We start from the raw sequence: 22,935 nt of genomic DNA, 5'->3' as shown, positions 1-22,935 counted from the left end.
TTTCGCTAGAGACTCGAGAGTCTGCTTCGACATGAGGTAAGCCCTGCGATGAGCCGGGCGTTTCCGGCGTTCGCAGGCGAGAAGTTGGCACGAATCGCGGGCGATCCTCGCGCTTCAGACTAATGTCGCGGCGTTCAACCCGTCTCATCGGCGCGGTAACGAAGCCGACCGTAACAGGCGGATCGGTGCGATGTCGGCTACGCCAAAAAGATTCGAACCTGATTATGACAAGTGGCAGGCCATTTTTGGTTTCGATCCCTTCTACCGTCCCAGGCCACCACCGGCCCGTACCAAAGCGGACAATCCACACCCAAACGGGTGCTGCAAGTCTCAACTCCTTAACCTCGGATGGCTTCATTGACTCTCCAGGGCCTGGTAGTGGTTGGCACTTTGACCGTGGCAACCTTCTGTTCAGAGCTCGAGTGCGGCGGCTAGTTGTCTCACGCTGCAGCCGCGCCGCGGTTTTTGGCCTGGGTCAACCACGCCATCTCATTCACCCAAGCGCCTAGAGGCGTAGGGCTGCATCATTTCGACTCAGAGCATTCACGATGCGATCGGCCTCTTTTGGAAAGCGGGAAACAGGTTTCTCTCAACTCCGCACAGAACTTCGAAGATCGCTGTGGCATCCGGCGCTTCGAGCAATGCCTGCGTCGCTTCGGCGCGCGCGAACATCTGCGACAGCTTCGCCAGCCACGGCAGATGCAGCTCGTGGAACTTGAGACCGAGCACGAAAAAAAGATGCGTAAGCTTGCCGTCCAATGCGTCGAAATCGACTCCGCGCGCGGACCTTCCCAGCACCATGAACGGTCTCACCACGTGCTCCGGATGGCGGTACATCGTATGCAGGAACGCAACGCCATTACCGACCGCGCTCGGCATGATGTTCTCGCGTTCGATAAGGGCGTGGACGAACCAGGTCTCGTCACCAACCAAGCCCAGACGATTGGCTAAGGCAGCCAGCTCTTCAACCACGCCAAGCTTGGTGGTCGCGACGAGTTCGGGGAGGATGTGGCTCGGCTGAAAGCAGCTTTCGAGCGCAAGCATCCGCTGCGGTGCAGAGGGTGCGCCTCGCACTTCAAAACGGCGCGGGGCGACGCCAAGCATCTGGTCGTCGAGCCAGGTATCGATCATCGCCTTGCGGAAGCGCCACTGATTGCCGATTTTGACGCCTGGGACATCACCTTCCGACACCAGCTTGAGAAGTGTGCGCTCATTGACGCTCAGGTATGCGGCCAGTTCCCTAAGAGTCAGGAGCCGATCGTCAGAGAGTCCAACTGTTTTCGGGAACTTTGACATTGGTTTGGAATTTAACGCCATTTTACGAAATAGTTCAACACCGGCGGAGAATTACATTGCTTTACGAGCTTTACCTCAAAAACAAGCCCTCGCGCCGCAGCACTCACAAGAGCTGCAGAATCACCGGCAACTTGGTGATTCCAGGACTCACGCGAGGAGACGGAAGAATCTTTCTGCGAAGCCGAATCTGGTGGATAGCCTATTCCAGAAACGGGCGGGAGTATCGAGAGAGCAGCTGCAGTACGGACGAAAAGACCGCTCAGAAAATGCTCGAGAAGATTTTCCTGGATTTGTTGGAGCCACCCGTCGGATTCGAACCGACGACCTGCTGATTACGAATCAGCTGCTCTACCAACTGAGCTAGGGTGGCCCCGTTCCGCGTACCGACCGCGCCCCATTCAACTCCGGGACTCCACGTCATGAGGCCGCGCCTGCACGCGCAGAGATAACACATTAGCGAAGCATCGGGCATCGAGAAAGGTTCCCAACAATTCTCGGATCAAGCGGGGCGTATCGATCGATCCGTTCGATTCGCCCAGTTTCGGAGTTCGGTACGACGCCCCAAGTTTGCCTCGTGGCAATTATCGGCGCATCGTTTTGACTGAAGCCGGCGCATGCGGCGCGATCCAGAAGACACAAAGTCGCGCTCACGACGCTCGACGCGATTGGGTCGAATCTATCCGACGCTGCGGTCCCGCGATGTCAGCATTCATCAACCACCTCGACTATTCGCAGGTTGCTCGCGGCTACGATCGTTCGCGGCGGATCGAGCCTGCGATCATCGATGCTCTGGTGCGCGGTCTCGATTCACTCCACGCCCGCAACATACTCGAGCTCGGCGCCGGCACCGGCAACTACACCGCCGCGCTCGATGCGAGCGGATACGCGGTCACGGCACTCGATCGATCGTCGGCGATGGTCGCGATTGGCGCGCACAAGGCGCGTGCGGCCTGGATTGTCGCCGACGCCGGCCGTTTGCCGCTCCGCGCGAACTCGGTCGATGCGGTCGCCGGCGTGAACGTGTTGCATCATCTGCCCGACCTCGCCGCGGCGCTCGCCGAATGCCGCCGGGTTGCGCGCGCCGGAGTCGTGTTGCAGGCGGTGGTGCGCGAGAACCTCGCGACGCTCTGGTACCGCCATTATTTTCCCGAGATTGACGAGGTGCTGCTGCCGTTGCATCCGACGCTTGGCAGCCTGCTCACGACGCTGCTGCGATGCGGTTTCTCGCACGTCGCGACGCGCAAGGTCTTCTACTCAGGCGACTGTGATCTGACGTTCGAGGCGGCGCGCGCGCGTCCTCAGTTGTTGTTCGACGCGGGCTTCCGCGCAGCGACCTCGGGTTTTCGCCGTCTCGAGGCGGATGGAATCGCGCGCGGTTTGGCGCATCTCGAACGCGATATTGCGGCGGGCAGGTTCGCTGAAATCGCAGCACGCTACGGCGCCGATCATGCCGCGAGCGGCGACTGCGTGGTGCTCACGGCGCGCTAGGATCGCCCGCTGACCGCATCGCCGACTCGAGTCCTTTGCATTGATGCATCGAGGTTTGTAGCTTGAGCGATCGAGCCACATGAGCGCGACGCCCAAACCGATCATCCAGGAGACGCACGAGGTCCACGAATTTTCCTCGACGCGCAAGTGGATCATCGCGGTCTCCGTGATGCTCGGCACCGTGCTCGAGGTGCTCGACAGCTCGATGTTAAACGTGTCGCTGCCGCACATGCAGGGCAGCTTTTCCGCGAGCATCGACGAAATCGCGTGGGTGGTGACGTCGTATCTGGTCGCCGCTGGAATCATGATCCCGATGACCGGCTGGCTCGCAGAACGATTCGGCCGCAAGCGCTACTTCGTCGCGTCGATCACGATGTTCGTCGGTGCGTCGGCGCTCTGCGGTATCGCGCAATCGCTCAATCAAATCGTTTTTTTCCGGCTGCTGCAGGGCGCAGCCGGCGCCGCGATGATGCCGCTTTCGCAAGCCATCCTGATGGAAACCTTCCCGCCGCGCGAGCAAGCGATGTCGATGGCGGTGTGGGGCATGGGCATGATGGTCGCGCCGATCATGGGTCCGACGGTCGGCGGCTATATCACCGACGCATGGAGCTGGCGCTGGAATTTCTACATCAATGTGCCGATCGGCGCGCTGGCCGCATTCATGGTCTATCGCTTCGTCGATGACCCTTCGTACATGCGCAATCTGCGCCGCGCGAGAGTCGATTACCTGGGAATCCTCTGCTTGTTCGTCTCGCTCGGCCTCGGCGAGATCGTCCTCGATCGCGGTGAGCGCGCCGATTGGTTCCACTCTCCGTGGGTCATTTATTGCACGGCCGCCGCGATCATCTCGATGGCGGTGCTGGTTTATCATGAGCTGCACACCGAGGATCCGGTCGTCGATATGAGCATCCTCGAGAACATGAACTTCACGCTGCCGGTGACGCTGGTGATTTTCCTGACTTTCACGCTCTACGGCACGGCGATTCTGACTCCGGTGTTCCTGCAGGAGGTGCTTGGCTACACCGCGTCGAAGGCCGGCTTGGTGATGGCGCCGCGCGGCTTCGGCACGATGTTCGCCATGATCGTGCTGGGCACCTATGCGCGCCGCGGCGGCGATATTCGTCCGCTGGTCGGGATCGGCTTCATGCTGGTGGGCTTTGCGATGTGGGAGATGGCGGGGCTCAACCTTAACTCCGACGTTTACCGAATCGTGTGGCCGACGGTGCTGCAGGGACTCGGTACCGGGCTGGTGTTCCCGGGATTGTCAGCCGCGGCGCTCAGCTCGATGGAGAAATTCAGGATGGGTCGCGCGGCGAGCCTCTATTCGGTCACGCGCAATCTGGGCGCCGCGATCGGCACGTCGTACCTGACGACGCTATTGATTCATCGCCAGCAGGTGAATCAGAGCTACCTCGTCGAGCACATCACGGTGTTCACCCTGCCGCATCTCAGGATGCCGGGGCGCGGGGCGAGCCTGGCGCAGGATTTCGCGATGGGCCACAAGCACGGAATCATGATGCTCTACGGGATGGTGCAGCGGCAGGCGATGATGCTCTCCTTCAACGACATCTACCGCATCCTGTGCGTGCTGATGCTGGCGCTCGTGCCGACGTTCCTCTTATTGAAGCGCGATACGCGCAACCTGCCGGCGGGCGAAGGCGGCGGCCACTGAGCAGGAATCAGTTCGGAATGACTATCCAGGTGCTCGAGCATCGGTGAGGAATCGTGTCGCCGGATTTATTCTTTTAATGTGCGCGAAACCGGACGCCGGCGCGCGATGATTCCGGCGCCGCACGACGCTGAGACCGCAGCCGCGATCGAGCGATGCGTAAAAAATCCATCCCCGCTTGCATGGCTGATTCAGCGACGCGGAGGCGCGGGCGCAAAATACATCTCGACGATCCACGCCGGCCTATTAGGCTGGCTCATACTGCTGCCGACACGGCGTCGGATAAGTTCGAAAAAGGGCACGCAGGCAAGGTATTGTCAAGTTGAAGTTCCATCTCTTAATCGATCGTTCAATGTTGCTCGACACCTACCCGCGCGCTAATTAAGTAGGTGTCCTCGGGTCGCTATCAGTTTTTGGTCTGGTAACATCGCGCGTCGCGACTGAAGTTCGGAGTTCGGAAATCGACGCGCATTTTCCATCGAGCCGCTGCTTGGATTGAACAGTGGTTGAGGCAGGCGGGGTCGCGGGCTCTGAGCTGGCTGATGGGCTGATGAAAAGAGCCGGTGCGCATGGCGCAAGTCTGTTCGGGCGCTTTCTATCACGCGAGCCTTGACCTGATCGCCGGTTGGCGACGGCTGCGGCGTATGGCGGCGCGGCACTCGGCGGCGCTGGTTTCCGGTTCTCTCTTTTCCTTCCTCGAATCGCTCAGTTTCAATCACATCAATCAGAGAATAATCGAACGGCACTCGACGGTGTCCGGCGCTGAGCTCGCGCGCACGATTTGCGCGTCGCCTCGACCCGGCCTTTCAGCGCTCGGAGGTTGAGCCTGTGCGAAACGGTCCCCTGGTTCATAGACGCGCTCGTGCCTCTCGATTCGCCTACGGTACGCCGACGCCGCTCGAGCGCTTGCATGCGCTGGCGGCGTTCGGAAGTCCGCATACGTTCGCGCGGCACGCGCGGCCGGCGGCGCCGGAAGCTGCGCGCTTCGAACCGCAGCGACTGCATTTGGGCAGCCGCCTGCCGATCAATCTGCGCCACTTCCTGGCCGAGCAACTCGGACCGACGATGCGAATCGAGGACGACACGATCGTCGCGCTGCGGCCAAGCTCGAGCGAGGCGCTGATGCGCGAGTTGGCGCGAGCGATCCGCCGCTTCTCCGCCGAGCGCGCGCGCGAAGCATGGTCCGAATGCGCGATTCTGCTGGATCGCCTCGAACGCGAATTCTTTGCCAGCGTCAGCGACGAGTGCGGACCGGTGGTGCTATGCCTCCGATGCTCCTGCGTGGGCGCGGGACCGCTCGATCAACATTGCGGGACCCGATGCCTGCCGGTGCATCTGGGCGCGGAAGTCCGCGCTCAGCAACTCGAAGGAAAATGCGCGAACGGAACGCTCACGCCTGACGCGCTCCATCACGCGGTCGAGCACTTTCGCAATCAGCGCACGGAAGCGGGACTCCCGCACTACGATTTGGATTGTTATGTCGCCGGCGGGCAGGTGATCTTCACCTGGCGTCCGTTGCCGGCCTAGGCTGCGCGCGCGGATGCACCATCTTTTCCCCTGACGCCGCCGCTGCGCACGCGTGAGTCGGTCTATCAAGCGTAGCCCTGCCCATCCCGCCGGACTTATAATCGCACAGGAAGCATCGCTTCCGACGCCTACTGCTGCTTGAACGAACCGGGTGACCTGCCTTGGCGATTGAAACCGAGCTTCGCGACCTGATTGCCAGCAACTATCCGCCCGAGGACGCGCGCCGCGTGGCGATCTTCGCCGAGCGCTTGTTTGAGCGCGAGGATTCCCGCGAGCCGGTGCCCGCCGACCGCCGCCTCGGCATGGTGCAATCGGCGGCCGAGTTCTTCGCGGTGCGCGATGCGCCGATCGTCGCGCGCGTCGAACCGGTGGCGGGCGACGAATCACTCACCGCGGTCGAGACCGTGACCGCCGATTGCCCGTTCATCGTCGATAGCCTGCTCGAATATTTTCATCATCTGGGCGCGACCGTCCGGACGATGCTTCATCCGGTGATTCGGGTCGCGCGCGACGGCGGCGGGCGCATCATCTCGATGGAGCAATCGTCGGCGGCCGAGCGCGGCGAGTCCTTCGTTCACGCCGAGCTGGAACTTCCGTGGTCGGCCGATCTTGCGCGCAAAATCCGCGACGAGGTCATCGCGATTCTTACCGAGGTCCACGACGCGACCGATGATTTCCATCGCATGACCGGACGCGCGCTGCAGATCTGCGACGAGACCGCGCCGAATCGCGAGTTGATCGAGGTGCGCGAGTTTTTGCGCTGGCTGGTGCAGGGGGGTTTCGTGTTTCTCGGCTATCGCCGATTGAACCTCGGCGACGGCGCCGGCAAGTTCACGGTCGATGCCGGCACGGAGCTGGGCATCATGCGCGAGCACGACGAATCGCGCTTTCGCAGTTCCGGCTCGCTCGAGGATCTCACCGCCGCGCGGCGCAAGCTTTTTTTCGAAGGACCGCCACTGGCGATCGGAAAGACGCGCGCCGAATCGATCGTGCATCGCAGGCGCCCGATGGATAGCGTTTCGATTCGCCGCAGCGGCAGCGACGGTCGAGCGATCGCATTCGACAATTTCGTCGGACTCTTCACCTCGAAGGCCTACTCCGAGGAAGCGCAACATATTCCGGTGCTGCGCGCCAAGTTGCGCGAAGTGCTGGCCGCGGAGCGGGCCGAATCCGGCTCGCACGATTACAAGGAAATCGTCAGCGCGTTCAACAGCTTCCCCAAGGACGAACTTTTTCGCGCGCCGGCGCCCGAGCTGGTGCGGCAGTTGCGGCTCATCCTCGACGTCAAGCGCGAGTCCGAGGTGCGGTTGATCCTCACGCCGGATGTGCATCACGGGCACGTGATCGCGCTGGTGGTGATGCCGCGCGACGCGTTCTCGGCGGAGGTGCGTCAACGCATCCAGAGCGCAATCGCGGAACGGCTGCAGGGCACGCTGGTCTATTACTATTTGGCGCTGGGCGAGGGATACACGGCGCGGCTGCATTTTTGTTTCGCCACCGATCAGCCCAAAGCGTCGGTGATCCGCGAACTCGAGGCGGAGATAATTCGGCTCGCGCGGAGATGGCCCGATCGTTTGCGCGAAAAACTGATCGAGCAATTCGGCGCAAAGCGCGGGGCCGAACTGGCCGCGCGATGGAAGGATGCGTTCAGCGCGGATTACGTCGCCACCTGCGATATCGATCGCGCCGCGCGCGATATCGACGACGTCGAACGGCTGCTGGCGGGCGGCCACGATTTCATGGTCGAGACGGGACGCGGCGAATCCAAAGCTGCGAGCGATAGCGGCGCTACCGCCGATCTAAGCGAGATTCGGATTATCGGCCTGGGCGAAGCGCCGGTGCTCTCCGATCTGATGCCGACGTTGCAGAATTTCGGCATCCGGGTGCTCACCGAAGATGCGTACGAACTGAAGCCCGGTATCGCCGGCAAGAGCGCGCATGCTTATCTGCAGGCGTTCTCCGTGCGGGGACCGGGGTCGAAGCCGTTCGCGGATTTCGCCGGCGCCAAGCTGATTCCCGACGCGCTCGCGGCCGCGCGAAGCGGGTTGGCGGCCGACGACGCGCTGAACGCGCTCACGCTGAGCGCCGATCTCAGTTGGCGCGAAGTGAGTTTGCTCCGAACCTATCTTGTCGCCGTTTTTCAGATGCGGCTGGCGCCGGCGAGACTCGCGCTGCAGCGCGTGCTGCTGCTGAATCCCGAACTCTCGCGGGCGCTGGTCGAATTGTTCAGCGCGCGATTGTCACCCGATCTCGAGGCGTCAGTCGAGCAGATTGCCGCTCTCCGCGCCGCGTACACCGCGCGCCTCGCCGCGATCGAGCATATCGCCGACGACCGCATCGCGCGCGTGCTGCTCTCGATGGTCGAGGCTACGGTGCGCACCAACTTCTTCCGCGAGATGCCCGCGCCCGATCCGTACATCGCGCTGAAATTCGAAAGCGCGCGCATCACCGGCTTGCCCGACACTGCGCCGCTCTACGAGATCCACGTCAACAGTCCGCGGATGGAAGGATGCCATCTGCGGGCCGGCAAAATCGCGCGCGGCGGAATCCGCTTCAGCGATCGCCCCGACGATTATCGCACCGAAATTCTCGACCTGATGAAAACGCAGACGGTCAAGAACGCGATCATCGTGCCGATCGGATCGAAGGGCGGTTTCATCGTCAAGCCGCGCACGGGCCATCCCGCCGATCCAAAGGACGGTGTCGAAGCGTACCAGACGCTGATCAACGCGATGCTCGATCTAACCGACAATCTCACCGACGCCGGCGTGGTGCATCCGCCGCGGGTGAAGGTGCTCGACACCGACGGGCCATACCTGGTAGTCGCGGCGGACAAGGGCACCGCGAGCTTTTCGGATATCGCCAACGGCATCGCGCTCGAGCGCGGTTTCTGGCTCGGCGACGCGTTCGCGTCGGGCGGCGAGCACGGCTACGACCACAAGAAGATGGGGATCACGGCGCGCGGCGCGTGGGAATCGGCGCGGCGCCATCTGCGCGAGATGGGCCGCGACATCGAGAAGGGGCAGCCGGTCACGATCGCGGGCATCGGCGATATGTCGGGCGACGTGTTCGGCAACGGACTTTTGCGATCGCGCAACGTGAAGCTGATCGCGGCATTCGATCATCGCCACATCTTCATCGATCCGGAGCCGAATCCCGAGAGCAGCTTCGACGAACGCAGACGCCTCTACGATTTGCCGCGTTCGCAGTGGTCGGACTACAACCCGGCGCTGATTTCCGCGGGCGGCGGCGTGTTCCGCCGCGGGCAGAAGAGAATCGAGCTGAGTCCGCAAGCGCGCGCGGCGCTCGGCTGCGATTTCGAGGGGCTCGACGGCGAATCGATTGTGCAGGCGATCCTGCGCGCGCCGGTCGATTTGCTCTACAACGGCGGCATCGGCACCTACGTTCGCGCGACCACGGAGAGCGACGCCGACGTCGGCGATCACGCCAACGACGCGAGCCGAATCGCGGCGACCGAGTTGCGCGCGAAGGTCGTGGTCGAGGGCGGCAATCTTGGCTTCACGCAAAAAGCGCGCATCGAGTACGCGCTCAATGGCGGGCGCATCAACACTGACGCGATCGACAATTCGGGCGGCGTCGATATGTCGGACCATGAGGTGAATCTCAAGATATTGCTCGAGCCGGCGGTCGCGCGCGGTGCGCTCACGTTCGATGCGCGCAACCAGGCGCTCGCGCGATGCGCCGACGACGTCGCCGAGCGTGTCATCGCGGACAATCGCGATCAGGTGCTGTCGCTCAGCCTCGAGCAGGTGCGCAGCCGCGCTCAAATGATCGCGTTTCGCGATCATCTGCAGGCGATCGAGGATCGCGGCATCATCCGCCGCACCGAGGCCGTGCTGCCGACGCGGGAAGCGCTGCATGAGCGGCGCGCGCGATACGCGGGCCTGACGCGGCCCGAGCTTGCGGTGACCACGGCCTACACCAAGATCGATCTGGTCGCGCGGATCGCGACGTCGGCGTTCGTCGATGATCCGTACCTGGTCGAGCGATTCCTGAAGCCGTATTTTCCGGCTTCGCTCGCCGTCGATTTCGGCGAGGAGATGACGCATCATCGCCTGCGCCGCGAACTGATCGCGACTCGCGCGATCAACGAACTGGTCGATCTGGAAGGCTCGACGTTTGTCTTCAGCTTCGTGCGCGACTACGGCGTGTCGGCCGAAGACGCGGTGCGCGCGTGGGTGATCGCGAGCGATATTCTTTCGATTCATCCGAGCGCGGAAGAACTCAAACGCAATCCGTCGCTGACCGCTAGCGCCGACAATGATCTCGGCGCGTACCTGGCGCTCGAGCGCGCGTCGCGCAGCGCCACCGGATGGGCGCTGACGCAGGCGGAGCCGGCGCGCTCGATTGGCGCGGTGGTTTCGCACTTCAAGCCGGCCTTCGAGTCGCTGTCGGGGCAATTCGAAACGATGCTCGCCGCCGCGGAGCGCGAGCGCTTCGAGCGCATCTATCGCGAACTCAGAAACGACGTCGCCGACGGCGAACTCGCGCACGGCCTCGCGCGGCTCGCGTTCGCCGATCACATCCTCGCCGTCTTGAGCTTGAGTTGCGCGCGCGCGATCGAAATTCCAGCGGCCGCCCGCGCCTACTTCGGGCTGAGCGCGGAGATCAATTTTGCGCTGCTCGAGGAGGCGCTGTTGTCGATCGGGATCGAGGATCGATGGGAGCGGCGCGCGGGGCAGGAACTCGCCGCCGAATTGCGCGCCGCGCGAGTCGCGCTCTGCTGCGCGGTGCTCGACGCGGGCAAGGCCGGCGTCGCGGAAGGAATCGCGCAGTTGAAGCTTGCACGCTCGAATCGATTCGCCGAAGTTGCGCGCCTGTTCGACGAACTGAAGCTGATGCCATCGCCGGGCCTGCCCGCGATTCACGTGCTGATTCGCGCGCTATCGCGCCTCGCCGCCGCCGCTCAACCCCAAGCGCCGTAAAATATGGTCCAATCCAGCGCCAAAGGCTAGGCTAGAGTCTTGCTCAATGGCGTGCGGTATGGTTCGATTGCATGATCGGGGATGTCGAGACCACTCGGCCCTGCTTCGCCATCGACATGCCGAGACCCGACCTACAACAGACCCAACGGTCTGAATCCACAAGTGAATCTGGCCGCCAGCGATGAAAAGGACTTATCAACCGCACAACCGCCGACGAAAACGAACTCACGGATTTCTGGCGCGAATGGCCACTCCCGGCGGGCGCAAGATTTTGAAACGCCGCCGCGCGAAGGGCCGCGTGAGGCTCGCCATCTCGATCCCGCCGAAGCAGCCGGGCTAACCAAGGGTTGGGCAGGGACGGTTCAGCCGCGCGGACGCCATCGGGCGCCGCCTGCCAATTCGATCGGAATTCAGTTCAGGTAACGACAACGGCCGGCGTCGTGGCAACCACGGATTCGCGACCGCAAGCTTCGCACGAGGCCGCTCCAATTGCGCCGAGCGATATCATTTCGAGGTTCGAGGTAAGGGGCGCCGCGATGCCCTCGGCTCGTACATCGCTGGGATTCAGCGCCGCGGATCGATTGCATCGGAGCGCGGAATTTCTCGCCTTGCAGCGCAAGGGCATCCGCATCCAATGTCCGCATTTCGTGCTGTACGCCGGTCCGCTGCCGCACGACATCGAGCGCTCGCGGCTCGGCGTGACGGTATCGCGGCGAATCGGCAATGCGGTGGTGCGAAATCGTCTGAAGCGGCGCGTCCGCGAATGCTTTCGCCTCGCGCTTCGACAATCGATTCCGGCCGGCACGTCGCTGGTCGTGATCGCGCGTAGCGGCGCAGGCGAGTTGGCGTCGTCGATGATTTTTTCGGAGTTGGCCGCCGGCGTCGGCAAGATCGCGATCAGGCTGGGAGCCGAGCGCACGTGAAAACGCGGGGAAGCATCGCGAGCATCCCGCTCACTCGAGCCGCGCGCTATCCGGCACTCGGCGCGATCGCGATTTATCGTGGCGCGATCTCACCGATGATTCAGGCGCTGTTCGGGCGCGCATGCCGGTTCGAGCCGAGTTGCTCGGAGTATGCCGCAGGCGCGATTCGCGAGTACGGGCTGATTCGCGGCGGCGCGAGGGCGGCGTGGCGAATCGCGCGCTGCAATCCGCTAGGCGGCGATGGATACGACCCGGCGCCGGCCAGGCGCTCGCACATCGAGGCTGCGCCGGATGCCGAATCTCAAACCTACAATTCAAGCGCAAGGGACTAAATAGTTGGATACCAGCAGAGTTCTAATTGCCGTAATCCTGTCGCTGGCGATCGTGTTCGCCTACCAGGAACTCGTGCTGAAGAGGATCTATCCGCCGCCCAGCCAGCAGGCCGCCGAGCAGGCCAAGGCCGCGAAAGCTGCTGAGAGCCGGGCGCTCGCAAATGCGCCCGCGTCGAAGGCGTCGAGCGTAGCAGGGCCGGGCGCGGTCTCCTCGACGCCCGCTGGATCGATGACGTCAGCTCCAGGAGCGGTCGCCAGCAGCACTGCGGCAAGCGGAGCGCAGGTGAAGGCGCTCGCATCGGCAGCAACCGCCACGTCCGCAGAAGAGCGGACGATCGAGATCGATTCCGATTACTGGGTCGCGCTGCTGACCACGCGCGGCGCGCGCCTCAAGAGTTTTCGGCTCAAGCGCTACCAGGAGAAGGCCGCCGCCGATAGCGGATGGTACGAGATGGTGTCCATGTCTCCGGGCGGGCATCTGCCGCTCGGCGTGGTGATGACACGCGACGGCGAAGTGCTCGGCGATCAGGATTTGATCTATGCGGCGAGCGCCGGGAGTTCTGCGACAGCGCCCAAAGATCGAATCGACGTGACTGGCGCAGAGGCGAAGGTCTCTTTCACCGCGGTGACCGCCGACGGCACGAAGATCGAGAAGACTTTTACTTTTCACCCGAGCAGTTACGTGTTCGAGATGGACGTCGCGGTCGCGGGCGGTCCGCCGCTGCAGCAGATCGGTGTCTCGATGAGCCAGCCGCTGACGGCGCATCTCGGCTATTACGACATCCCCGAATTGCAGGCCGACGTTAAGGACAAAGTCCTCACGCAGGACGAAAAGAATCTGCGCAAGGGCGTCGAGCCGGTGAGCGGCCCGATCACTTACGCGGGCTTCGGCGATCGCTACTTTCTATCGGTGTTTTTGCCGCAGAGTCCCTCCGTCGGCACGCTCGCGATGGCCTACGCAGGCGACGAAGCGGTCGCCCGCCTGCTTTTCCCCGGCGCGAACCAGGTCAAAACTCGCGTTTACATGGGGCCGAAACTGCTCGATACGCTCGACGCCGCGAATCCGGCGCTGCACAAGGCAATCGATTTCGGCTGGGCTGGAATCCTTGCGCTTGTGTTCTTGCGCACGCTCAAGTTATTTCATCTAATCGCACCAAATTATGGGGTGGACATCATCCTGCTGACGATTGCGCTGCGGATCGTGTTCCTGCCGTTGTCGATCAAAAGCCAGCGCTCGATGATGAAGATGCAGCGCCTGCAGCCGCAGATGGAGCGGCTGCGCGAAAAATACAAGGACAACAACGAGCAACTGCAGAAAGAGATGGTGGACCTCTACAAGCGCAATCACGTCAATCCGCTCGGCGGATGCGCCCCGATGGCGCTGCAGTTGCCGATTTTTATCGGCCTGTACGAGGCGCTGCTCAACTCGATCGAGCTGCGCCACGCGCCGTTCATCGGCTGGATCAATGATTTGTCCACGCCCGATTGCCTGCATATCTCGTGGCTGCCGCAGCTCCCGATGCTTCAATGCCACGGGCTGCCGGTGCTGGTGCTGCTGATGGGGCTATCGAGCTTCGCGCAGCAATACATGACGCCGACTTCGCCGGACCCGAGCCAGCAACGGATGATGATGCTGACGCCGCTCATCTTCACGATCATGCTGATCAACTTTCCGGCGGGACTGTCATTGTATTATTTTTCGTCGAACATGCTGGGCGTGATCCAGCAATTTTTTCTGAACCGCGAATTCAAACAGTACTCTCCAGCGACATAGCTGACGTAGCATGGCCGACTTTATCGAACTCACCGCGAATACAGTTGAACAGGCAATCAAGGACGCGCTCGATCAACTGGGCGCACACGAGGACGACGTCTCGATCGAGGTGCTGGCGACTCCGCGCGCGGGCGTGCTGGGGCTCGGTTCGCGCCAGGCCAAAGTGCGCGTGAGCCGGCGCGAATCGCGCGCCGCGTCGAGCGGCGTGCAATCGCCTCCGCCGGCGCCGCCGATCCGTCCCGAGCGTCCCGCCGACGCGCGGTCGGCGCCGCAGCGCGACGCGCGTTCATCCGACGAACGCGGCAATCAAGCACCGCAACGATCGGAGCCGCCGCCGCGCGAACGTCCGCCGCAAAAGCCGATATCTTCCGCCACCCCCGACGACGAGGAAACCGGCACGCGACAAAGCGCGGGCCTCGAAGAACAGGGCCACGAAGCGATCGCCATCCTGCGCCAGATTCTCGACCTGATGGGCGAGCGCGCCGCAGTGCGGACGATCGAATCGGATCCGGAAGCGCTCGAACTCGAGATTCAGGGCGACGGTTCTGGCATCCTGATCGGCCGTCACGGGCAGACGCTCGATGCGCTCGAGTACGTGGTCAACCGCATCCTGTCGCGGCGAATCAAGGACTCGGCGCCGATCTCGCTCGAGACTGAATCGTATCGCGCGCGCCGCCGCCAGCAGTTGCATCGGATGGCGCTCTCGATGGGCGAACGCGCCAAACGCGAGCATCAGTCGATCAAGCTCGATCCGATGCCGCCGCGCGATCGGCGCGTGGTGCATCTCGCGCTGAAAGACGACCCGATGATCACGACGCGCTCGGCCGGCGACGGATATCTGCGCGAGATCGAGATCATCCCGGTCGGCGGCGGCAATCGCGAGCACGCCGACGGGCAGGCGAATCAGGGACGCGGGCACCGCCGCGAACGGGAGCGTCAGCCGGAGCGTGAGCGACAATCCGAGCGCGAGCGCCAGCCCGAGCGCGAACGCCAGCCCGAGCGCGAACGCCCGCCGGAACGCAACGATGCGCTCGGCGAGCAGGGCGGATTCAAGCACGGGCAGAAGCGAATCGTGTAGATGAGTCGCGACGGTGGGATGCGAAAGAGGCAGTCGAACGAGGCCGCCTCCTTGTTTTAGTGCAAAAAAAGACTGGCGCGATCTTTCGACCACGCCAGTCCGGTTAGGGGACAGTTTCGACTAGCTGATTACATCGCCGCCGCGCGGACCATCGCGTCGGTGGTGAAGAACGGCCGATCCACCGCGCCCATATTGATGTACCAGCACTCCTTCTCCGGCGTTTCGATGCCCGGCAGGTAGCACATCGTGGCTTGACCGGACTGAACGTCGGTCGAGACCGCAGCAACGACGAACCCGCGCTTGAAGGGATAGATGGCAACGCGGGCATCGGGCACTGGGCGATCGCGATAAGCGAGCCAGTAGATGTGCGAACGGAATAGTTTGCCGCTTCGATCATAGGTGTCGATGTACGGCTCGAACCACATTTCGGCGTCCAAGTAGATCATGCTGCGCGAATCGATGGCATTGATGTGTCCCGGGCGCGGCGTAACCTCGAGCACGTACAGGTGGCGCATTTCCCAGTTCTCGGGGCAAGCGCTGGCGCCGCCGTCGGTGGCGCAGCGGACCTCGGGCGAATGCGCTGCATGCATGCTGCCGAGCATGTTCTTTTCGCCAACGAATTTATAGTCGTACTCCTCGGTCTTGGCGTTGAAGCCGGAGTAATGATCGGGATCCCACGAGAACGCCGCAGTTCCCGAGGTAACGGCGGAGCTCAGGATCGATTCGTCGATGCGGCGGACGCGGCGCGAGCCGGCGTTGAGCGACCAGGTGTCATCGCCCTTCGACGGATCGGCGTAACGCCAGCGGACGAATCCAATGCCATGAAGCTCCTGCGGTGCGAGCACCGGATAGAGGGCGAACAGCCACAAACGTCCGGTTTTCTTGAAATCCGGATCGGTTGGCAACGGTTCGACTTCGGTGCGACCGACGAGGTCGTAGCCGGCATAGTGACCGATCTGAAAGTACTCGATCTGGGAGGTCTGCGGGCCCTTTTTCTGATACTCCGTGTCGCAATCATAGAACCGGAGATCGTAGTCGTCACTGGTGATCGGGCGAAACACGTTGTTCCAGATGACCTTGACACCGACGTCGCGATCGTTGGCGTCGATGAGCGGGAACGGCTGGCCCGCCACGTAACCGAGCAGGCTACGGCGATCGGAGGTCAATCGAACCTGCGAGGAGTATTTCTCGGTCGCATCCTTGTACTGCCGATACCGCCTTACCGGGAGCCTTTTTTAGATCTTCTCAGGATAGGGTGGGGGATGTCGTGGATCGCAGCTTGGGAATCTGTTGGTTTGGCCTCCAAGCTAGTAGTGATTACTGCTATACCCGCGATCGTTGTCTATTGGGAACGGCGTTCTCTTACCTCGATAGGCATTCGCGGTATTTCCGTAGCAGACATATTGGCTACGTTCGCAATTATTCTGGTGTGTTTACAACTCGATCACCAACTTTTGAGAATCGCGTCCTCGATGCCGGTTGTAATGGCTGAATTGAAGGCAGGCAGCGTATTGTATGCGTCGTTGCGTCCAAAATGGTTGGACGTAGCGGGCCTGATCGCCAACGCTGTCGCTGAGGAAATAGGCTACCGCGGTTACGCGATCGAGCGAATCCAGGAATCGACCCAGAGCACAACTTTGGCAATCGCTGTCCCACTAGCCATGAACGTGGTGGTTCACGCACCGATTTGGGGTATACACGGCATGTTGATCAAATTGCCTGCACTTCTGCCTTTTGTGATTCTTTATTTTTGGCGGCGCAGCTTGCTGGCCTGTATCCTCGCTCATTTGATGTTGGATGTTGTCGCTTTCGAGCTATAAGCTGCATGCTCTTCTTCTGGGCCTCTCCACGAACCGTTACTGGAGGCGCATCCCGTGCTGCTGATCTTTAGTCAGCGGCAGCGGGGCGGGTTCCAACAAACCTTGCGCAATATAGCCTGGAAAATCTTAAATTTACCTCTGTCGGATCCGAGAATGTTTAGTTCGACAACGCTTCAATCAATTCGGCCTTGGTCATGGCGTCAGACGGCCTCCCGACCGTGCATCCGCGTACCGGCATCAGTGACTCGCGACAATCTCCAATGCGTTATCCCCCGCGGCTACGCCACTATGACAAGTTGATCGGCACCGGTCGAGCACGACAGGGAACCGGAACACGAAGGGATCGAACTTCCGCTTTTGTAGGAACGAACAGGAAGGGCGGTTGGAATCTCTTTGCAGCGGTTCCCGAGGTGGCGCCGCCATGCTCTGCTGCGCGCGATGCTGTGTCAAATGGCCCAATACAATCCCACCACGGTGAGCAACAACATCTAGATCGGCAATGTCGCGAATCGCCAAAGGCGATCTGGCCGCAATCCGGCTCCTGCTTACCATTCCCGGAGTTCAGAAGGAGTTGGTCGAACTCAGAAGTTCTCGTCCGCTGACCCCGGAAGCTTGGGAGCGCGTTGCAAGCCTCGTTCGCGGCGATTTGAATCCAGAAAACGAGGGTCCGAAGGCTCCCCGAGCCGGACGACGTCAGCCGGATATTTCCGAGGTGGCCAACCGCTTGAAGGGCGCACTTAAGAATCGGCGCTGACCTCGCGGTACTACAACACCCGATCGGTACCTCCACGCTGTACTCGAACCCGAGAGCGTACGCCAACGAGCCATCGGATTTCGCTCATTCCGATAACGCGGAGCTGGAAACCTGACGATAATTGCGTACTTATTGATTTCTCAAGCGGAGAGGTGGCCGAGTGGTCGAAAGGCACCAGATTGCTAAGGTGGCCGGGGGGTTGTAACGGCATCGTCTCGGTTTGCTCGGCTCAGACACAAAAAGACACATTTTCGGTGCCCACGCTTGCTCGACGTTTGTCGGTCGCGCGGCAGTCTGCTAACTCACTGTTCGGGAAAATCGGCGAGGCTCTCGCCTCGCGCTCCGCATTCGATAGAATCGTTTAGGAGCGTGTGCGGCCAACGGACAAACGGCGGTAGGGCAGATGGAGGAAGCAAGTGGCTGTTGAATTTGAATCCATCGGGAGTGAATCCAGTAGAGCACGCGCAGCCAGCGAAATGCTCGAAGGTGCGTGGCGACAATACCGCAGAAGAATGAACGCTGCGATTGATCAGGCTCTCTCGATACAAGACGAAGCCGCAGAACAGATGGGAATCGACGAAATCCCACCCGAAATAACTCTGTACACTGGTGCCGCAGCTTCCGTAGTGATGGCGAGCGATTTCGACCCTAAAGACCCGGAGAGTTTGTGTACGCACAAGGTCAATATCTACTCGCTGGTTTGTTGGGCTGGCTGGCGAGAGTCGAAACCCGTCTATTCTATCGAACCAGCATTGGCGCAGTGTCTCTCAAATACACCTTGGCCAGAGCAAACACCTCTCGCTGCACTGCGTCTGCCTTCGCGCTTCCCTGTTCTCGTGTTCCCCAAAGCAGCCGATTCAGACAGGCCTACAGCGGTTGGTATACGGTACGACATTGAGACAGGCGATGACGGAAAAAACGCATTGGAGATGAGATTTAACTTTCTGGAAGCAGCGGTGGCCCCCGCTTGGATACAGTTTGGAACTCTTCGCCTCACCGGAGCGACACTAGGCGAATGCTTCCAAGCATACCTAAAATCTATCGAGATCCGATCTACTGAGGCCGGCAGAAGCGCAGTCGTGCAAGTTATGCGTGAAGACCCTTATCTCCGGCTGGCTATAACGACGCTGCTATATCTCGGTGGCGAGCCGGATACCGTCCGGGTCGTTCACCCCGGATCCAAGCCAGCCGTCAAAGAGTCGATCCGCAAGAAAGACCCAGAACGCTGGCGCGATCTTCGAGAACCCGATGCGCGGACCGTAGGTCGTCAGTTCCAGCAAACTATCGAGCGCTGGGAAATCGAGCAGCAGCATAAATCCGACGGAGGGAGCGGGCGAAACCTACGACCCCATATCCGACGTGCACATTCGCATCTGTATTGGACTGGCGAAGGCAGAAAACTTCCAAGGGTCAAGTTCTTGCTTCCCATACCCGTTAAAGGCGCAGGACCAAAAGACGAGAGAACTGCTCCAGCAATCGGACGCGTGAACTAGTCCTAACTGTTTCGCGATCCGTTTCTATTTCAAGGGTTGGAGCAAGACGCGGACGGCCTCTATTACGGCAGCAGCTACTACAGCCCGACCCTCCAGCGACCCATCTCGGCGGTTGGTGCGGGCAGCAGTGGCGGAGGTGGTCCGGGGTTGGCCGGCCAAGGCGGAGCTATACCTGGGTCCGGTGGCCTCAGCGGAGATCAAGCTGTTATGAATACGGTGATCGGAAGCGGAGCCGGAGTAGCTGTTGGTGCGGGATCGTTTATCTGGTCTATGGGGGCGGTAGATGTGGCAAGCGGCGGTCTTCTGACCCCTGCGATCCTTGGTGCAGTAGGCGTGGCGATCATAGTCGATGTATTGGTCACGGGTGGACTGGACCTATCCGAACTCTTTGGCGGCACTCCATGGTGAATCCTAAGCTCTATGAGCCGGCGCATCCGATTCAGGCGCCTCTAGTCGCGGGAAGTGTGAGAGCGAACGTCTGGAGCCAAGGGAAGGCGCAGCTGGTAGCGGCCAACGGCGCTCCGCCTAGCGCATGTTCACAATACGACGCTGAATGTTCCGCAACCCCGGCCGATTCGTATGCCTGCGCCGCGGGACCATGCTGCAGAGACTTTGGTGACAATCCGACGGCCAACTGCGTTCGCGGATGTCTCCTCGGTTTTGAGAACAGATACTTCGGGTCGGCGTCTGTGCAGCAATATCGAGCGATAGGGCATCAACAGTGCTATCAGCGTTGTGGACAGAATCCGCTCACTCCTTTTACTATTCCCTCGTGCAGACAATTGATTCTACCGTAAGCTGGTGATTATCGAGGAAACTATGCCTGCATCACCGATTCACTACTTCGCGCTTCTTTTGCCGCTAGCCGGTTTGATGGTTATTGTTCTGATTCGTCGGATCTCCTGGCGAGTCGCGATCGTGTCATCGCTTCTTGTGCCGCTTGCCGGGGAACTCGCACTTCTCTTTTGGGTCAGCACCTCGGGCGCGCATACCATCGAACCTGCATTGTGGTTGCGCTTCATGATGGCTGCGGTGATCTACTTCCCACTTGCGTTGGTAGCCATGGGTCCATGGGCAGCCTTCATAGGAGCGTTGGCGTGGATGCTCGCACAGGGCAGTTCAGTTGCAGCTAGACTGTCGTTCGCGAAGCTCTCAATGGTCGCAGTATTGGCGGGAGGGGTAGCCGGAGCCGGTTTCATTCTTCTGTATTCGCTGATCACAGTCCTCCCTGAAGGTCCCCCGGTGCGAGACTATTCCTTTGTTCCATATTTCGCGCTCTCGGGCACGCTCGCGGGTGCGGTCGAGGGTCTTATCGTTGCTTGGTATTTGAAAGGGAAGGCAGTACCGCCCCGTTCCATCATCGGTGATACAACTGCGCCTAGCCGAGTGACCTAACTTTCGTGAGGCTTCGCGCCCATTTCGGAGGTTGGTGCGGGCAGCGGCAGCGGAAGTGGTGGTGGCCAGACCGGCCGCTACTACAGCCCGACCCTCCAGCGACCCATCTCGGCGGTTGGTGGCAGCGGTGGCGGAGGTGGTCCGGGGTTAGCCGGCCAAGGCGGAAGTATTCCCGAATCCGGAGGTCTCAGCGGAGAGCAAGCGGGAGTAAATGCGGGTATCGGAACAGGTGCCGGGCTGGCCGCCGGAGGTTTATCTCTCTGGGCCAGCTTAGTCGCTGTAGATCTTGGCAGTGGTGGTGTTTTGACTGGCGCACTGTTAGTCGCGGTGGCAGTCGACATCTTGGTAACAGGTGGTTTGGACCTATCCGAACTATTTGGTGGCACTCCGTGGGTAAATCCCAAGCTCTATGAGCCAGCGCACTCGATTCAGGCGCCCTTAGTTGCGGGGATTGTATACGCGAACGTCTGGAGCCAACGGAAGGTGCAGCTTGCATCTATGCAGGGCGGAGGAAACTACCCGAACGGCCAGAATTCAAATCCGCCTACCGGCAACGGTAACGTTAGACCCGGATTCCAAGAGCAGGACCAGAAGTGCAGTGTTGGAGGGCTCCCCGGACTCGCCATGAATGGATTGCCTGGAATCTTGGCTTGCTGCAAGGCGCACGACGATTGCTATACACCTAACCAGTGCAACTCTTCTTCTTGGCAATTCATCATTCCTTGGGGTGCCTGTACCGGATGTAATGCGGCTGCAGTAGGCTGCATGATAGGCGGTTGGAGTATTCCATGAAGCGGATCGTTGGAATTTTGTCAGATGGGTTGGCTGTTACGATCTTTGGTATATTGTTGGTGACTCTCTTTTACAGAATCCCAACAACCTACTTCAACGGGCTCGGACCGTCATTACCGCTGGCATTTATGTTCTTTATTCCCTTTCTCCTAGCAGCGTCCGTCGGAGTTTTTTCTGAATGGGCGTCGAGATTCAGCTATAGTTTCTTCTTTGCGGGCGTCGCTATCGGTGTGTTAATCGACGTTGCATTGGACAAGACTGAGAGAAATATCTATCCAATCGAGATCGCTTTCCAGTGCCTAATTTTAGGACCGGCGATTGGATTCGGCTTCGCATTCGGCTCTTGGCTACGGAAAAGGTTTAGCCGACATTGGCACCCTTCGGAGAACTAAAGCAGGAAAGAGATCGGCTCGATCGAGCTATCACGGCCTTGGAGGGTAGCAACTCGAGGCCGAGCACTTCGACCAGAAGCGGCATAGCGACCTCAAAGGCAGCTGCCGGCACCTCCAAGCGCCGTGGGCTCACGCCGGCCGGCAGGAAGCGCCTTTCCGAGCTGATGAAGAAGCGCTGGAAAGAAGGTCGCATGAAGAAGTCCTAACACGGCGCTCGAACCCTTTGGCGAAGGAAACAGTCGACGGTTACGTGTCGATAGACATCCGCAGCTGATACCGAAAGGGACTGGTAAAGCCTGGCAAATCGTTTCGCTGCTCGTCGGAAAAATGTGGCAAAGGAGCGGAGGTACACGTCAAGGTCCAGGCACAGCAGATAGAGCTCATTTACGCGACCAAGGGGCAGGACGGGTCCGCCGTGTTGGCTAATGATACGGTTGCACTCGCGTTCAGTGCCTGCAATTACGGCGGACAGCGCCCGTGGCTTCTTTGTCCGGGGTGCAATCAGCGAGTCGCGGTGCTTTACTTCAATGGACCTTTTCGTTGCCGGGGGTGCTTGGGGCTAACGTATCCGAGTCAGCAAGAAGGCAGATTCAGGCGGGCTTTGCGCCGGGTAAGGAAGGAAAGTCCGCAGGATCCTAACGTTCTTGCAGCTCCAGCTGCAGTACCACCAAAACCGCGGCGCATGACCGAGGAAGTGTACCGAACGCTGCTATCCGAACCGCCGCTAGCGAAATGCAGCGAAGTTTTGACGCCGGCCATCCAATCGCTAAATCCTTCGGCTGCCCCTCCCAAGTCTTAAACCCGAATCTCCTAGGCCTTCGAGTAAGCCCATCGGAGAAGCCGTGAGCGCGATCGAGCGGACGCCGGCGGTGATTGCTAGTGAAGGCTCGTGGAAGTTGTTAGAGCACGTCTCTTAATGATTTCGACGCTGAGCACTCTAATGATTTCGACAACCTTGCAGGTTCGACGAGATGATATAGCTCAAATTCTTGAAATCTGCAGAAACTCTGTTTGATTATGTCCTCGGTTCAAAAACCCTATATGGATGCGGGCTTTTTCTTCTTTTCAGGAACAGAATCGAAAATTCCGAAACGTCACACTCTAGTCTTCCTAGCTCTCGGCACTCTGCTGGGATCCAGTGCTCGAATCGAGCGCGACTATTACGCCGCAGGCAGGGCGGCGGGTGATTGTACGGGGAAAAAGTTCGCCGCGCGAATTGGAACTGGCCGCCTGGCTGACGGCGCTTGCGCGGATGG

At 60.7% G+C, this 22,935-nt stretch carries 14 protein-coding genes, 1 tRNA gene and 1 pseudogene; 13 read left to right on the top strand and 3 right to left on the bottom strand.

All coding sequences use genetic code 11. The annotated features are described in order from the left end of the window. Positions 1 to 543: 543 nt before the first annotated feature. Both Q7S58_RS07850 and Q7S58_RS07845 read right to left on the bottom strand, forming a co-directional pair. Positions 544 to 1,296, bottom strand: coding sequence for a PTS sugar transporter subunit IIA (locus Q7S58_RS07850; RefSeq protein ID WP_304823076.1), 753 nt, complete (start codon positions 1,294 to 1,296; stop codon positions 544 to 546). Between the two features lie 294 nt (positions 1,297 to 1,590). Then, positions 1,591 to 1,666 (bottom strand) — tRNA-Thr (locus Q7S58_RS07845). 329 nt (positions 1,667 to 1,995) lie between these two features. Here Q7S58_RS07845 and Q7S58_RS07840 point away from each other — a divergent pair. From Q7S58_RS07840 to jag, 9 genes are all read left to right on the top strand, one after another. After that, the gene (locus Q7S58_RS07840) at positions 1,996 to 2,784 is read left to right on the top strand and encodes a class I SAM-dependent methyltransferase (protein WP_304823073.1); all 789 of its coding nucleotides are present in this window, start codon (positions 1,996 to 1,998) and stop codon (positions 2,782 to 2,784) included. Positions 2,785 to 2,863: 79 nt separating this feature from the next. After that, positions 2,864 to 4,456 (top strand): DHA2 family efflux MFS transporter permease subunit, encoded by a 1,593-nt coding sequence (locus Q7S58_RS07835; RefSeq protein ID WP_304823070.1) that lies wholly within the window; start codon positions 2,864 to 2,866, stop codon positions 4,454 to 4,456. 825 nt (positions 4,457 to 5,281) lie between these two features. Then, complete coding sequence (locus tag Q7S58_RS07830) at positions 5,282 to 5,980, top strand: hypothetical protein (RefSeq protein WP_304823067.1); 699 nt, start codon at positions 5,282 to 5,284, stop codon at positions 5,978 to 5,980. A 161-nt stretch (positions 5,981 to 6,141) separates the two neighbouring features. Continuing rightward, positions 6,142 to 10,926: an NAD-glutamate dehydrogenase domain-containing protein gene (locus tag Q7S58_RS07825; RefSeq protein WP_304823065.1), complete on the top strand. Its 4,785-nt coding sequence runs from the start codon at positions 6,142 to 6,144 to the stop codon at positions 10,924 to 10,926. A gap of 181 nt (positions 10,927 to 11,107) precedes the next feature. After that, complete coding sequence (gene rpmH / locus Q7S58_RS07820) at positions 11,108 to 11,266, top strand: 50S ribosomal protein L34 (protein WP_304823062.1); 159 nt, start codon at positions 11,108 to 11,110, stop codon at positions 11,264 to 11,266. Between the two features lie 196 nt (positions 11,267 to 11,462). After that, a complete protein-coding gene (rnpA, locus tag Q7S58_RS07815) occupies positions 11,463 to 11,849 on the top strand; it encodes a ribonuclease P protein component (protein ID WP_304823059.1) in 387 nt (128 codons plus the stop codon). Then, on the top strand, positions 11,846 to 12,181 hold the full coding sequence (gene yidD / locus Q7S58_RS07810; RefSeq protein ID WP_304823056.1) for a membrane protein insertion efficiency factor YidD: 336 nt from the start codon (positions 11,846 to 11,848) through the stop codon (positions 12,179 to 12,181). The genes rnpA and yidD overlap by 4 nt, the downstream gene beginning before the upstream one ends. 4 nt (positions 12,182 to 12,185) lie before the next feature. Continuing rightward, positions 12,186 to 13,955 (top strand): membrane protein insertase YidC, encoded by a 1,770-nt coding sequence (gene yidC, locus Q7S58_RS07805; RefSeq protein WP_304823053.1) that lies wholly within the window; start codon positions 12,186 to 12,188, stop codon positions 13,953 to 13,955. Positions 13,956 to 13,965: 10 nt separating this feature from the next. Further along, positions 13,966 to 15,033 (top strand): RNA-binding cell elongation regulator Jag/EloR, encoded by a 1,068-nt coding sequence (jag, locus tag Q7S58_RS07800; protein ID WP_304823049.1) that lies wholly within the window; start codon positions 13,966 to 13,968, stop codon positions 15,031 to 15,033. Between the two features lie 128 nt (positions 15,034 to 15,161). On the opposite strand, the pseudogene Q7S58_RS07795 reads toward jag, so the two are convergent. After that, positions 15,162 to 16,229, bottom strand: a pseudogene (locus tag Q7S58_RS07795) (DUF1329 domain-containing protein); the annotation flags it as partial. A gap of 66 nt (positions 16,230 to 16,295) precedes the next feature. Here Q7S58_RS07795 and Q7S58_RS07790 point away from each other — a divergent pair. The 4 genes from Q7S58_RS07790 to Q7S58_RS07775 form a co-directional block, all read left to right on the top strand. Beyond that, positions 16,296 to 16,853 (top strand): CPBP family intramembrane glutamic endopeptidase, encoded by a 558-nt coding sequence (locus Q7S58_RS07790; RefSeq protein WP_304823045.1) that lies wholly within the window; start codon positions 16,296 to 16,298, stop codon positions 16,851 to 16,853. Positions 16,854 to 18,023: 1,170 nt separating this feature from the next. After that, positions 18,024 to 19,100 (top strand): hypothetical protein, encoded by a 1,077-nt coding sequence (locus Q7S58_RS07785; protein ID WP_304823042.1) that lies wholly within the window; start codon positions 18,024 to 18,026, stop codon positions 19,098 to 19,100. Between the two features lie 819 nt (positions 19,101 to 19,919). Next, positions 19,920 to 20,495, top strand: a complete 576-nt coding sequence (locus tag Q7S58_RS07780; protein WP_304823039.1) for a hypothetical protein — start codon at positions 19,920 to 19,922, stop codon at positions 20,493 to 20,495. A 2,201-nt stretch (positions 20,496 to 22,696) separates the two neighbouring features. Then, the coding region (locus Q7S58_RS07775) for a hypothetical protein (protein WP_304823036.1) at positions 22,697 to 22,935 on the top strand (239 nt) is incomplete at its 3' end.

The sequence above is a fragment of the Candidatus Binatus sp. genome (assembly GCF_030646925.1).
In the GTDB taxonomy this organism is placed as follows: domain Bacteria; phylum Desulfobacterota; class Binatia; order Binatales; family Binataceae; genus Binatus.
The sequence above is the reverse complement of the archived record's forward strand: the minus strand, read 5'-3'. Positions and strand labels throughout refer to the sequence as shown.

Bases quoted from the DNA above. Each gene is read 5' to 3' on its own strand.
- Q7S58_RS07790 (WP_304823045.1), top strand. From the start codon at position 16,296: ATGTCGTGGATCGCAGCTTGGGAATCTGTTGGTTTGGCCTCCAAGCTA.
- Q7S58_RS07835 (WP_304823070.1), top strand. From the start codon at position 2,864: ATGAGCGCGACGCCCAAACCGATCATCCAGGAGACGCACGAGGTCCAC.
- rpmH (WP_304823062.1), top strand. From the start codon at position 11,108: ATGAAAAGGACTTATCAACCGCACAACCGCCGACGAAAACGAACTCAC.
- Q7S58_RS07840 (WP_304823073.1), top strand. From the start codon at position 1,996: ATGTCAGCATTCATCAACCACCTCGACTATTCGCAGGTTGCTCGCGGC.
- jag (WP_304823049.1), top strand. From the start codon at position 13,966: ATGGCCGACTTTATCGAACTCACCGCGAATACAGTTGAACAGGCAATC.
- Q7S58_RS07780 (WP_304823039.1), top strand. From the start codon at position 19,920: ATGCCTGCATCACCGATTCACTACTTCGCGCTTCTTTTGCCGCTAGCC.
- Q7S58_RS07850 (WP_304823076.1), bottom strand. From the start codon at position 1,296: ATGTCAAAGTTCCCGAAAACAGTTGGACTCTCTGACGATCGGCTCCTG.
- rnpA (WP_304823059.1), top strand. From the start codon at position 11,463: ATGCCCTCGGCTCGTACATCGCTGGGATTCAGCGCCGCGGATCGATTG.